General features: G+C 70.0%; 9 protein-coding genes. 2 read left to right on the top strand and 7 right to left on the bottom strand.

What is annotated here, in order from left to right; genetic code table 11:
- Window positions 1-142: 142 nt before the first annotated feature.
- From ACFXIV_RS45005 to ACFXIV_RS44985, 5 genes are all read right to left on the bottom strand, one after another.
- A complete protein-coding gene (locus ACFXIV_RS45005; RefSeq protein ID WP_379403564.1) occupies window positions 143-1,312 on the bottom strand; it encodes an acyl-CoA dehydrogenase family protein in 1,170 nt (389 codons plus the stop codon).
- Between the two features lie 78 nt (window positions 1,313-1,390).
- Window positions 1,391-2,566 carry an elongation factor Tu gene (tuf, locus tag ACFXIV_RS45000; RefSeq protein WP_379403565.1) on the bottom strand — a complete coding sequence of 392 codons (1,176 nt, stop codon included), beginning with the start codon at window positions 2,564-2,566 and terminating at the stop codon, window positions 1,391-1,393.
- Window positions 2,567-2,659: 93 nt separating this feature from the next.
- Window positions 2,660-2,809, bottom strand: coding sequence for a hypothetical protein (locus ACFXIV_RS44995; RefSeq protein WP_379403566.1), 150 nt, complete (start codon window positions 2,807-2,809; stop codon window positions 2,660-2,662).
- 15 nt (window positions 2,810-2,824) lie between these two features.
- Complete coding sequence (locus ACFXIV_RS44990) at window positions 2,825-5,320, bottom strand: MFS transporter (RefSeq protein ID WP_379403567.1); 2,496 nt, start codon at window positions 5,318-5,320, stop codon at window positions 2,825-2,827.
- Window positions 5,321-5,392: 72 nt separating this feature from the next.
- The gene (locus tag ACFXIV_RS44985; RefSeq protein ID WP_379403568.1) at window positions 5,393-6,166 is read right to left on the bottom strand and encodes an RsiV family protein; all 774 of its coding nucleotides are present in this window, start codon (window positions 6,164-6,166) and stop codon (window positions 5,393-5,395) included.
- 232 nt (window positions 6,167-6,398) lie between these two features.
- Here ACFXIV_RS44985 and ACFXIV_RS44980 point away from each other — a divergent pair, with 232 nt between their 5' ends.
- The gene (locus ACFXIV_RS44980; RefSeq protein WP_379403569.1) at window positions 6,399-9,296 is read left to right on the top strand and encodes a BTAD domain-containing putative transcriptional regulator; all 2,898 of its coding nucleotides are present in this window, start codon (window positions 6,399-6,401) and stop codon (window positions 9,294-9,296) included.
- 197 nt (window positions 9,297-9,493) lie between these two features.
- On the opposite strand, the gene ACFXIV_RS44975 is transcribed toward ACFXIV_RS44980, so the two are convergent.
- Together ACFXIV_RS44975 and ACFXIV_RS44970 are read right to left on the bottom strand one after the other, a co-directional pair.
- Window positions 9,494-10,573, bottom strand: a complete 1,080-nt coding sequence (locus ACFXIV_RS44975; protein WP_379403570.1) for an acyl-CoA dehydrogenase family protein — start codon at window positions 10,571-10,573, stop codon at window positions 9,494-9,496.
- 16 nt (window positions 10,574-10,589) lie between these two features.
- The gene (locus ACFXIV_RS44970; RefSeq protein WP_379403571.1) at window positions 10,590-11,774 is read right to left on the bottom strand and encodes an acyl-CoA dehydrogenase family protein; all 1,185 of its coding nucleotides are present in this window, start codon (window positions 11,772-11,774) and stop codon (window positions 10,590-10,592) included.
- Window positions 11,775-11,873: 99 nt separating this feature from the next.
- On the opposite strand from ACFXIV_RS44970, the gene ACFXIV_RS44965 reads away from it, so the two are divergent.
- Complete coding sequence (locus ACFXIV_RS44965) at window positions 11,874-12,578, top strand: hypothetical protein (RefSeq protein WP_379403572.1); 705 nt, start codon at window positions 11,874-11,876, stop codon at window positions 12,576-12,578.
- The last annotated feature ends 41 nt before the right edge of the window (window positions 12,579-12,619 follow it).

Here is a 12,619-nt window from a genome sequence, read left to right as displayed (position 1 = left end):
CATCGAGCGCGTCACCCACCACACCGACCGCGTCCACCGCGGTGATGTCATCGATGATTTGCCCACCCCAATCCATACCCCCATTCTACCGCTCGAAGATCATTCAAGGAATCCGAATTGTCCAGTATCGCAATATAATTCGTTAATTCCCACCCCGAGACCGGTCGGTCAAATTCAGGTCACGGCCGATTATCTCGCGCATAATCTCGGAGGTTCCGCCATACACGCGAGTAATACGCGCATCAGCCGCCGCCCGCGCAATCGGATACTCGCGCATGTACCCATACCCGCCGAACAACTGCTGACACCGATCGATACACCGGAATTCCATCTCCGAAGCCCACAGTTTGGCCTTGGCCGCATCGGCCGGCGTGAGCCGACCGGCGTTCAGCTCGAGCACGCACTTGTCGATGAACGCCTCGGCGACCGAGACCTCGGTGGCAACATCGGCGAGGGTGAACTTGGTGTTCTGAAACCCCCCGATCGGCTGCCCGAAAGCCTCACGGCCGCCGACATATTCGATGGTCGTGCGCAGCGCCACCCGCGCCCGCGCCAGACAGGCCACCGAGATCTGCACGCGCTCCTGAGCCAGGTTGCGCATCAGGTATTCGAAGCCGCGCCCCACCTCACCCAGCACATTCTCTTTGGGCACGCGAACGTCGGTGAAGCTCAACTCGGCCGTGTCCTGCGAGTGCAAGCCGAGTTTGTCGAGGTTGCGCCCCCGTTCGAAGCCCGCCATCCCGCGTTCCAGTACCATCAGGGTCACGCCCTTGTGCCGCTCGGCGGAGGTCCGGACCGCCGTGATCACCAGATCGGCATTGATCCCATTGGTAATGAACGTCTTCGCGCCGTTCACCAGGAAGTGATCGCCCATATCCACTGCGGCCGTCCGGATTCCGGCGACATCCGACCCCGCGCCCGGCTCGGTCATGCCGATCGCGGCGATCAGCGTCCCCGCCACGAATCCCGGCAGCCACCGCTGCCGCTGCTCCTCGGTGGTCAGTTCCACCAGATACGGCGTGCAGATGTCATTGTGCAGCGCGAAATTCAGCCCGACTCCCCCGCCGTCGCCCGCCATGAATTCCTCGATGAGGATCTGATTGAAGCGGAAGTCCGCCGCCCCCAGCCCGCCGTAGGTCTGCGGTACCGCGAATCCGAGCAGCCCCAGCTCTCCTGCCCGCGCGAAGATCGAGCGCGGCACGATCCCCGCCTCTTCCCACTCCAGATAGTGCGGCGCGACCTCCTTGCGCACGAAACCTCGTGCCAGTTCGGCGAATGCCCGATGGTCGTCCCCATAGTGCCCACGTTCCATGGACCCCATCGTCGAGGACGATTCGCACGTGGGATGAGAGAATCCCGGCCACCCTCGGTGGCCGGGATTCGTTCGCCGCTAGCCGTCGACGGTGAGGACCGTCCCCGCGGCGACCGTCAGGTTGCCCTCACGGACCGCGAAGCCGAGCCCAGGCTCCAGCGGGATCGCGCGGTCGAGTGTGACCGCCACCTCGACGGTCTCGCCCGGCATCGCGCGGCCCTCCGGCACCGCCACCTGACCGGAGACGTCACCGGTGCGGACGAAGAACTGCGGCCGGTATCCGGTGACGATCGGCGTGCGCCGACCACCCTGGGACGCCGTCAGCAGCCGCACCCGCGCGGTGAACCCGGTGTGCACCGCGATGCTGCCGACCGCCGCGACCACCTGGCCGCGCGCCACCTGACCGCGTTGCACGCCGCGCAGCAGCAGCGCCACATTGTCGCCCGCCTCGGCCGATTCCATGGTCCGGCCGAAGGTTTCGAGGCTGGTGACCACCGACTCGATCGTGCCGCCGAAGCCGAGCACCGCGACGCGGTCGCCCACCTGTATGCGCCCGCGCTCCACCGCACCGGTCACGACGGTGCCGCGACCGGTGATGGTGAGCACGTTCTCCACCGGCATGAGGAACGGCGCGTCGAGGTAGCGCACCGGCATCGGCACATAGTCGTCGACAGCGTCGAGCAGGCGCAGCAGCTGCACCGACCAGTGCTCGTCACCCTGCAGCGCCCGCAGCCCCGACACCGGCACGACAGGAGCGCCGTCGCCGTCGTAACCGTTGGCGGACAACAGCTCTCGCACCTCGAGCTCGATCAGCTCCAGCAGCTCGCCGTCGGCGATGTCGGCCTTGTTGAGCGCGACCACGATGTGCTCGACACCCACCTGCCGGGCCAGCAGCACGTGCTCGGCGGTCTGCGGCATGACGCCGTCGTCCGCCGACACCACCAGGATGGCCCCGTCCAGCTGGGCCGCGCCGGTGATCATGTTCTTCACGAAGTCGGCATGCCCCGGCATGTCCACGTGCGCGTAATGCCGTGTGGCCGTCTCGTATTCGACGTGCGCGATATTGATGGTGATGCCGCGCTCGATCTCCTCCGGCGCCCGGTCGATGCGGTCGAACGGGACGAAGGCGGTGCCGCCGCGCTCGGCCAGCACCTTGGTGATGGCGGCGGTCAGTGTGGTCTTGCCGTGGTCGACATGCCCCATGGTGCCGATGTTGAGGTGCGGCTTGGTGCGGACATAGGCCTGCTTGGCCATGATTGGTTCTCCAACCGGGAGTCAAGGTTTCGAGGGGACCTCAGCAGCGAGCCGACCTTCCCCGTCTGAGGTCCCGGGACGTCCCGGAGAAGGTCAGCGTCGTGCGCCGTCGAAGGCGAAGACCACCAGGGCAGCAGCCATCGCGCCCGCGACTGCGGGGAATGCGGCGATGGACTGTGCGAACATGCCGACGATCGTGCCGGGCGGATCGGCTCGGGCGCAATCGGTTTTCCCGATCACCATCCGGCACACCGTCACTCAGGGATCCGACGCCCCGGTGAGCCGAGTGGGCTCGGTACCGCCGGGTCGGCGGGTCGCGGCGAGTTCCGCCACGACGAGCAGCCAGACGACGATCGCCACCACGAGCAGCACACGGCCGAGGGTCCGCGCCCAGGACAGCGACAGCCCGGCGCCGGTCGAGAGCGCCGCGACCGACGTCATACCGAGCGGGAACACCGTCGCCCATCGCCGCACGTTGTATCCGGGGCGGAAGCGAATCACCTCGGCCCCGACCAGAATCGCGTAGAAGCCGAGGCTCACGACGAGCAGCGCCAGCGTCACTGCCCCGAGCACCGTGTGCGGGGTTCCCGTCCACCGCTGCCAGGCGCTGAGTTTCGAGGCGGCCAGGGCCGAGATCGCGAGGGCACCGGTCATGACCCACTGGTCCCCCGCACCCCGCCAGATCTCCGCGATGTCGAAATGCGCGAATGCCACCGGATACAACAGCAATCCGAGCACGAAGCACACCAGTGCCGCCGTGGCGAGCCAGTCGCCGGCGCCGTCCTGCGCCAGGGTGGCCGCCAGCACCGACAGACCCTCGGTCGACACGCAGACCAGGAAGACCGCGCCTGGCATCCGCCGGTTCCAGTGCCGGATCACCATGACCAGCAGCACCGGCCACACCACCGTCGCGACCACGAGCAGGGCGATGGACACGGCCTGCCAGCCGAGCAGGCACAGCCGGGTCCCCAGTACGGTCGTTGCGGCCACCGCGGTCAGGGCGGCCGGGGTGTCGGCCTCGGATACCCAGCGGTCGTGATCCCAGAGCTGCCGGGAAACGAAATCGGCGGCCAGCACCAGCCAGATGATGCCCGCGAGCGCCAGCAGCAGCCGCGAGACCGTCTCGTATCCCGTGAGATGCGTTCCGACGGAAAGGATTCCGGTCGCCATGACGAAAGCCCCCAGGGCCGGGGGCAGTTCGCGCCACCAGCGCACGGAGTCGGCGTCGTGCCCGGTGAGCGCGGTGAAGGCCCCGGCCGTCAGGATCGCCAGCGCCGAAACCACCAGCGCCACATCGAGTCCGTGCCGGAAGGCCACGGTCGCCGTCTGCAGGACCTCGTGGACGTGCGGTGCGTATTTGATGGCCGTGGCCAGGTCGAGGCCCGGTGGGATGCGGCCGCGTTCGACCGCGTCGATGGCGATGGGTTGCAGGACGGCGGGCAGGCCCAGCTCGGTGAGGCGGATCCGCAGGTCCGCGGTGAGGAAGCCGTTGACCAGCGAGCCGAGGACCGCGACGCCCACCGCCGCCCCGACCTGGCGCATGGTGTTGGTGGCCGCGGCCGCCATGCCCGAATGCTCGGCGGGCACACCGGTCAGCACCGCCGCGGTGAGCGGCACCACGGCGACGCCGAACCCGAGACCGGCGATGGCCAGGGTGGCGGCCAGCGGCGCGAACTCCACCGTGCCGTCCAGCGCGTGCCGGGTCAGCAGAATGCCCGCCGCACCCACGACACAGCCGGCGATCATCGGCGTGCGCGCGCCGGTACGAGCGACCCAGAATCCGGCGGCCAACGCTCCGAGCATGATCGCCACGGCCATCGGCGTGAACACCGCCGCGGTCCGCCCGGCCGAGTAGTGAATCATCACCTGCAGATACAGCGCGGTGAAGAAGAAGATCGAGAAGACCCCGAAGTAGACCGCGAAGGCGACGAACAGTGCGCTGCGCACCGGCGGGAGCCGCAGATAGCGAAAGTCGAAGATGGGGTTGCGAACCCGGTTCTCGACGGCGACGAACGCGAGGAACGCGAGCCCGCCCAGCACGAACAGCACGACCACCGAGCGCACGCCGTATCCGCGGTTCTCCCCGCTGATCGCGGCATAGATCACCGCACCGAGGAAGATCGCGCCGAGCAGCGAGCCGAGCCAATCCAGCTGCCCCGGTTGCGGATCCGCGCTCTCGGGCACGTACCGCAGCGCGGCGGCCAGCACCACCACGCCGAGGATCAGGTTGAACCAGAAGATCGATCGCCAGCCGTACGCCCCGACCAGTACGCCGCCGAGCACCGGCCCGGCGGCCAGGGCGAGACCGGACACCGCCGCCCACACCCCGAGCGCCTTGGCGCGGGCGCGGGGATCGGGGAAGACCTGCCGCAGCACCGACAGGGTGCCCGGCTCGGACGCGGCCGCGCCCAGTCCCATGACCGCGCGACCGGCGATGAGCATCGGCACGCTCGCCGCCAGCGCCGAAATCACCGATCCCGCACAGAAGATCGCCAACCCGGCGACCATGACCCGCTTGCGTCCCCACCGGTCGCCGAGGGATCCCGCCGCCAGCATGAGGCTCGCGAAGACCAGGGTGTACGCATTGACCACCCACTGCAGCAGCACGACATCGGTGCTGAGCTCCGACCGGATGTCGGCCAGCGCGACGGAGACCACGGTGGTGTCGAGGAAGGTCACGAACAGGACCGCGGTGACGGTGGCCAGCGCGATTCCGGGCCGCGCCGCGCCGCGCGACGTGTCACCGATTGCCACGTCCACAGGTTACGTGGCAGGCACGACCGGCCGTCCGGTTTCGATCGGCGTGGCGGCCGGCCGGGACCGGCGCTAGCTCGACAGCACCGCGAGCATGCCCGGCTTCAGCACGCCGTTCAGATCCGACCACGGGACGGTGACGTCGACGACGCCGGCCGCCTCGGGCCCGATCTGCCCCTGCGGGAAGTACACGTGCAGTCCCGCCTGGGTGACGGTCCAGACCTGGAAGGTGGTGGCGGCCGCCTTGACGTCGTCGAACCGGACGACATCGGCGACCCGGGTGCGGGTCAGCTGCGTCTTCGTCTGCGCCGCCAGCACATTCAACCCCTGCTGCTCGTTGGTGAACAGGCTCGCGAGCGTGACCTCCTGCGCGGTATCGATATTCGTGACATGCGAGAACAGACGGTCCTCCGGGTGCGCGCCGTGAAAGTCGACGCGCAGGTACAGCACCCCGCTGAGCACGTGCGTCCCGATGCGCTCGACCGTGCTCGACTTGTTCGGGTCGGTGATCACCGCGGGATCCTGGTGCTGGTCGACGTAGGTCCACAGCCCCTGCACCATGGCGTCGTTGAATTCCCGTCCGGCGGACCAGTTCACGCCCGTGCCCTCGACCCGTACCTGCGGCACGTCGATGTCGAAGCCGACACTGCCCTTGCCGCTGCTGGTCAGGTGCTCGGTGGTGGCGACGAAGCGCCCGTGCCCGCGCTGCTGGTCGGCAGCGGGTTCCACGGTCGAGGCCGGCGTGCCGACGCCGCCCGGACCCGTGGACCCGTGCTGCGCCTCGCAGGCGGCCAGCCCCAGGGCCACGGCGCACACGGCGATGACGGTGGCGGACTTCAGCCGCATGGGGTGCCTCCAAGACGATCGGGGGCGGCCGTCTCGGTGCGGCGCCCGCGATCAGAGTCGGACTCGCTGCTTGGAAGCGGCCAATGACCCACCAATGGCCGATGCGACGCGCAGGATGGGTGACGGTCCGGACCACGGACCCATTCCCCGAGGGAAGGCGTGAATCGGTGCAGGATAGTCGGCGAATCGTCGCTGTCTCGACCCCTCTAGACTCCCGAACGGGGAGGCCGGTTTGCTGAGATTTGCCGTACTGGGCGAGGTCCGCGCATGGCGTGGGGACACGCCCTTGGATCTGGGTCCGCCACAGCGGCGCGCCGTGCTGGCGGCACTGCTCCTGCGCGAGGGCAAGGCGGTCACCGCCGCCGAGCTCGTCGAGGGGATCTGGGGCGAGGACCCGGTGCTGCGCGCCGTGCCCGCGCTGCGCACCCACGTGGCCAAGCTGCGGCGCGAGCTGGAACCCGACCGCGTCAATCGCGGACCCTCCACCCTGCTGATCTCCATCGGCGACGGCTACGCCCTGCGACTCCCGCCCGGGCGCACCGATATTCACGACGTCGAGGACGAGGTCGCCGCGGCCGAGCGGCTGCGCTACGAGGATCCGGGCGGCGCCCGCGACACCCTGGAGTCGGCGCTGGTCCGCTGGCAGGGCGCCGCGCTGGGCGGACTGCCTGGGCCCTATGCCGAGCGGCAGCGGGCCCGGCTCGAACAGTGGCGGCTCTCGATCCTCGAGGACCGCCTCGCCCTCGATATCGAAACCGGCCGCAGCGCCGAAGCGGTCGCCGAACTCGGGCCGCTCATCGAGGAGCATCCGCTGCGGGAACGCTTCCGCGCACTGCTCATGACCGGGCTGTACCACTCCGGCCGCCAGGCCGAGGCGCTCGAGGAATACGGGCGCGCCCGCCGCGCCCTGGTCGACGGCGTCGGCGTGGAGCCCGGACCGGAACTCAGTGACGTGCACGCGCGGATCCTGCGCGCCGAGCTGCCGCCCGTGCTGCGGCCCGCCCGCGCGGTGGTCACCCCGGCCCAATTGCCGCCCGACATCGCCGATTTCACCGGTCGGTCCCGGGTCGCGGAGGAGATCGCGGCCCAGCTCACCGGCGACGGACCGGCGGTGGCCATCTCGGCGGTCGGCGGCATGGGCGGGGTCGGCAAGACCACCCTCGCCCTGCACATCGCCCATCAGGTGCGTGACCGGTTCCCCGACGGGCAGCTGTATGTGAACCTGCGCGGCGTCGACCCCGAACCGATCCCGCCCGGGGACGCGCTGGGCGGATTCTTGCGCGGGCTCGGGGTCGCCGAGGGCGATATCCCGCCCGCTGTGGACGATCGCGCCGCGCACCTGCGAACACTGTTGAGCGACAAGCGGATTCTGGTGGTGCTCGACAATGCCCGCGACAGCGCCCAGGTGGCGCAGCTGCTGCCCGGCACGCCGGGTACCGCGGTGCTGATCACCAGCCGCTCCGCGCTCACCGAACTGCCCGCGGTGCGGCGCACCCGCCTCGACGTGCTGGAGCGCGCGGAGGCCATGACGCTGCTGACCCGCATCCTGGGCGCCGAACGCGTTGCGGCCGAACGGGATGCGGCCTACGCGGTGATCGAGCAGTGCGCCTGCCTGCCGCTGGCGGTGCGCATCGTCGGCGCGCGGCTGGCGGTGCGGCCGCAGTGGACCATCGCCTCGCTGGCCGAGCGGCTGGCCGATGAGAGCCAGCGCCTCGAGGTGCTGCAGACCGGCGACCTCACCCTGGAGGCAGCCTTCCGCCTCGGCTACGGGCAGCTGAACACCGAGCAGGCCAGGGCGTTTCGCATGCTGGCCCGCGCCGATGTGCCGGACTTCCCGGTCGACGGGGCCGCGGCGCTGCTGGGCGTGCCGGTGGCGCGGGCCGAGCTGGTGTGCGAATCGCTGGTGGATCTGAGCCTGCTGGAGACGCCCGCGCCCGGCCGCTACCGCTTCCACGACCTGCTGCGGCTGTTCGCGGCCCGGCTGGCCGGGACCGCCGCGAACCGCGATCTCGGCGAACGGGAATCGGAGATCGTGGTCCGGCTGCTGGACTACTACCTGGCCAGCACCAAGAACCTGCTCGGCGCACTGGATTACAGCAACACCACGCTGCTGCTGGTGCCCACCACCGTGCCGGGCCACACCTTCGCCGGCGGGGCGGAAGGCCAGTCCTGGAACGATGTCGAACGGCCGGTGATCATCGCACTGCACCGCCAGGCGGCCCGGCTCGGCGGGCGGGCGGTGGCGCTGGCGGCCGATCTGGCCTGGGTGATGTCGGAGCTCATGGACACCGGCAGCCGCGCCCGCGAGCTCGCCGACGGCCTGAAGGCCCTGCTGGACACCGCGATCCGCGACGGCGACCACGCCAGCGCGCGACGGCTGCGGGTGGCGCTGGGCGCCATGATGCAGATCGGGCTGGGCGAGGTGGAGGCGAGTCTGGAGTTCCTGCAACCGATTTCGCAGCCCGCCGACGACGCCGAGCGCCGGTTGCAGGTGCTGGCCGAGATCCTGCTCGGGGTGGCGGATCGGCGCACCGGCAATACCAAGGACTCGCATCGGCACTACGCCAATGCCATCGCCTGGACCCGCGCACTCGACGATCGGTCGCTGGAGGCGTGGATCCTGGCCCTGGCCACCCGCACGCTGTGCGAATCCGGCCAGTACGCGGAAGCGGTGGCAGTGGCCGAGCGGGCCATCGCGCTGGCCCAGGAGTCGTCGAACGCGGTCGCGCTGGGCTGGGCCACCCACGAATTGGCCGCCACCCGTTCGATGCTCGGCGAGCACGCGCTCGCGCTGGCACTGGCCGAGGACGCGGTGCGCATGACCCATCACAATGGCGTGCGCCTGTGGGAGGGCTGGGCGCGCACCCGGCTGGCCCAGATCCACCTGCGCGCCGGGAACGACGCCGCCGCGGAAAGCGAGTCCACCCAGGCCCTGCGACTGCTGAGCAAGGCGGCCGACCCCCTCGACCGGGCGCGGGCGCTGTCCCTCCGCGCCACCGCCCGCACGGCCCGCGGCGATCACGAGGCCGCCGCCCGCGAGCACGCCGACGCGGCCGAGATCTTCCGCCGCGCCGGGCTGCCCGCACCGACACTGGCGACGCTGTTCGCACCGGGACCGGCCACCGGATAGAGAACGTTTATTCGGTTTTTATCGGCCCGTGGGAGCGTGCAGACACGCGGGTTCCCCGGGTCTGCAACACCCGGGGTACTCGCGCGCGATGAGGTCGTGTCCGCGTGCGCACGAGGGGTGCGCATCCGGCTCATGCAGATCGGATAGCCGCCGCCGGCACCGGCCGGCGGCGCCTCCGGCCCCCTTCCCCGAATCTCTCAGGACAGATCCGCATCCAGGCGCGCACCCAGTGTGCGCAGGTGCGCGGTGGCGCCGCCCGCCTCGAACTCGGCGCGTTTGGCCGCGGTGAAGTAGCGCTGCATCGGATAGTCCAGGTAGATCCCGGTGCTGGCGTGGATGTGGACGGCGGTGTGGGCGACGCGGTGACCGGCCTCGGCCGCCCAGAATTTCGCCACGTCAATCTCGGATTCCGCTGGGAGCCCGTGGGATTCGCGCCAGGCGGCCTGCCAGAGGGTCAGGCGAACGGCTTCGACATCGATATGGGCGTCGGCCAGGCGCTGGCGCACAGCCTGGAACGAGCCGATGGGTTTATCGAATTGCTTTCTGGTGCGGGCATATTCACAGGTCATCTCCAGGGCGCGTTCGAGGATGCCGAGTTGCAGCGCGCATGCGGCCACCGCCGCGCGGCGCCGGGCCCAGGCGGCGGCCTCGGGAGCGGAGATCACATCCTGATCCGGGACGTGCACACCACGCAGTTCCAGCACCGCCGCGTCCGTCCCGTTCACCACGTGCTGCCCGGTCACGGTGACGCCGTCAGCGCCCCGATCCAGCAGGAGCAGCATCGAATTCGCGCCGCACCGGGCTTCGACGAGAAATCCGTCCGCGAAGGCCGCGTCCGCAACGACCGACTGCGAACCCCGGATGCGCCAGCCGTTCCCGCCGCGCTCGACCTCGAACGTGACGAAGTCACGCGCGAGCGCCGACGCCACAGTGGTCTCGCCGCGCAGCAGCGGCCGCACCCAGCGCTGCACCTGCGCGTCGTCACCGAACTCGGCCAATGTGGCCGCGACCACCGCGATACTCGTGGAATACGGTGCGGGAGCGACGGTCCGGCCGATCTCGGTCAGTACGCCACACTGTTCCAGCAGTCCGTAGCCGCCGCCGTTCACGCGCTCGGGCAGCGCCGCGTCCAGCAGGCCCGCGCCCGCCATGGCCCGCCACAGGTCCGGATCGAATCCGGTGTCGCCGGGCCGGGGATGGCGGCCGGCCCAGTCGGCGAGCAGCTCACGAGCCAGTCCCGACAGTTCCCGCTGCGCGTCGGTGTATTCGAAATCCATGGTGCTACTCCTCTTCTCAGCGGGTGACGGGCAGGCCGAGGGCAGTCTTGGCGATGATGTCGCGCTGCACCTCGTTGACGCCGCCGCCGAAGGTCAGGATGAGCGCGGACCGGTGGCAGCGTTCGATGCGCCCGCGCAGCAGCGCGCCCGGGGAATCCGCGCGGATCACCGCCTCGGCGCCGAGCACCTCCATGAGCAGCCGATATCCCTCGATGGCGAACTCGGTCCCGAAGACCTTGGTGGCGGAGGCATCCGCCGGGCCGAGCGCACCGCGATCGGCCGCCCACGCGGTCCGCCAGTTGCGCAGCTTCAGATATTCGGCGTGCGCGTGCACCCGGGCCAGGTGCAGCCGTACCCATTCGGCGTCCATGACCCGGGAGCCGTCGGGCAGGACGGTGGCGCGCGCCCACTCGGTCACCTGCCGCAGCGATTCCTGCAGGGGCGCGGCCGAGGCCAGCGCCACGCGTTCGTGATTGAGCTGATTGGTGATCAGCGCCCACCCCTGGTTCTCCCCGCTCACCAGATTGGCGGCGGGCACCCGGACCTCCGAATAGTAGGTGGCACTGGTGCCGACCCCGGCCATGGTGTGCACCTTGGTCCACGAAAACCCCTGGGCCGCCGTGGGAACGATGAAGGTCGACAGCCCGGCGTGCTTGCCGGCGCTCGGATCGGTGCGCGCGGCCAGCCACACGTAGTCGGCGTATTCGATGAGGCTGGTCCACATCTTCTCGCCGGTGATGACGTACTCGTCCCCGTCGCGCACGGCGCGGGTGCGCAGCGCGGCCAGATCCGTCCCGGCATCCGGCTCGGAATAGCCGATGGAGAAGTGCACGTCGCCGCGCGCGATCCTCGGCAGGAAGAACGCCCGCTGCTCCGCGGTGCCGTAGCGCATGATGGTCGGCCCGACCGTGTTCACCGTGAGATAGGGCACCGGCACGCCCGCAGCGGCGGCCTCGTCCAGGAAGATCAGCTGATCGAGCATCGGACGGCCCTGTCCGCCATGCTCTTCCGGCCAGCCCAGAGCCAGCCAGCCATCGGCGCCCAGCCGGCGCACCACCTCCTTGTAGACGGTCCCGTCGCCGTGCTCGCCGCCGGGACCCGAGCGCAGCGCCGCCCGGACCTCCGGGGTGACGAGGTCGGCGAAATACTCGCGCAGCCGCTTGCGCAGCCGATTCTGTTCATCGCTGAAACTGATGTGCATAGGCTGAAAGGTAGGAAGCCGCGAGGCCGGATCCGCCCGGCTGGCAGGAAGCTGCCAGATCCACCGGGAGCGACCGGTGCCCGTGTCACGATCGGGGAAGTGATGCAGCGACAGCAGACCGGCGCCCAGGCCACCGGCATCGTCCGGTTCAGCCAGGAGGGGCACTGGGATCAGGACGTCCACCACCTGCTCCGCCATGCCCGGCGAGAGGCGGTGGTGGCGGTCTCCAATCCCACCCACTCCAGTGACCACCTGCGGCTCGGGCAGGTCGTCGTGGACGACCTGCTGGCCGCGGGCAAGCAGGTGCGGCTGCTCTACTCCCCCGACTATCTGGAACTGCGCGACCGCCGGCCGCTGCTGCGGCATTCCTCGCAGGGCGCGCAGATCCGGGTCACCGACAACGACTTTCACAATGTGCTGATCATCGACCGCACGGTGGCGGTGCTGTGGAGCGGCGCGGGAGCCGACCACCCCTACGCCTACCTGGTCCGCGAACCAGCCCTGCTGCGCGCCCTGCACCAGTTCGCCCTGCTGAGCTGGCAGTCCGGCCACGGCCTGGCCGGGCACCTCGACACCGCGTGCGTCGAGATCACCCCCACCGCCCGCGCCGTGCTCTATACCCTCAACCTCGGTCTGATCGACGAGGCCGCTGCCCGCCGGCTGGGCATGTCGCTGCGCAGCTACCGCCGCCACATCGCCGACCTCATGATCCGCCTCGAGGTGCGCAGCCGCTTCCAGATCGGTGTCCGCGCAGCACAACTCGGCCTCCTCGACGACACTCCGCATCCTGTCGCATCCCCCTGACGCTTCCGGTACCCCTGCCGATAGCACCGGTAGACGGCGAG

The organism is Nocardia sp. NPDC059236 (assembly GCF_042754085.1).
In the GTDB taxonomy this organism is placed as follows: Bacteria; Actinomycetota; Actinomycetes; order Mycobacteriales; family Mycobacteriaceae; genus Nocardia.
Note: the sequence above shows the minus strand (reverse complement) of the source record. Positions and strands in the feature narration are given on the sequence as shown.

Bases quoted from the DNA above. Each gene is read 5' to 3' on its own strand.
- ACFXIV_RS44995 (WP_379403566.1), bottom strand. From the start codon at position 2,809: ATGGTGATCGGGAAAACCGATTGCGCCCGAGCCGATCCGCCCGGCACG.
- ACFXIV_RS44985 (WP_379403568.1), bottom strand. From the start codon at position 6,166: ATGCGGCTGAAGTCCGCCACCGTCATCGCCGTGTGCGCCGTGGCCCTG.
- tuf (WP_379403565.1), bottom strand. From the start codon at position 2,566: ATGGCCAAGCAGGCCTATGTCCGCACCAAGCCGCACCTCAACATCGGC.
- ACFXIV_RS44970 (WP_379403571.1), bottom strand. From the start codon at position 11,774: ATGCACATCAGTTTCAGCGATGAACAGAATCGGCTGCGCAAGCGGCTG.
- ACFXIV_RS45005 (WP_379403564.1), bottom strand. From the start codon at position 1,312: ATGGAACGTGGGCACTATGGGGACGACCATCGGGCATTCGCCGAACTG.
- ACFXIV_RS44975 (WP_379403570.1), bottom strand. From the start codon at position 10,573: ATGGATTTCGAATACACCGACGCGCAGCGGGAACTGTCGGGACTGGCT.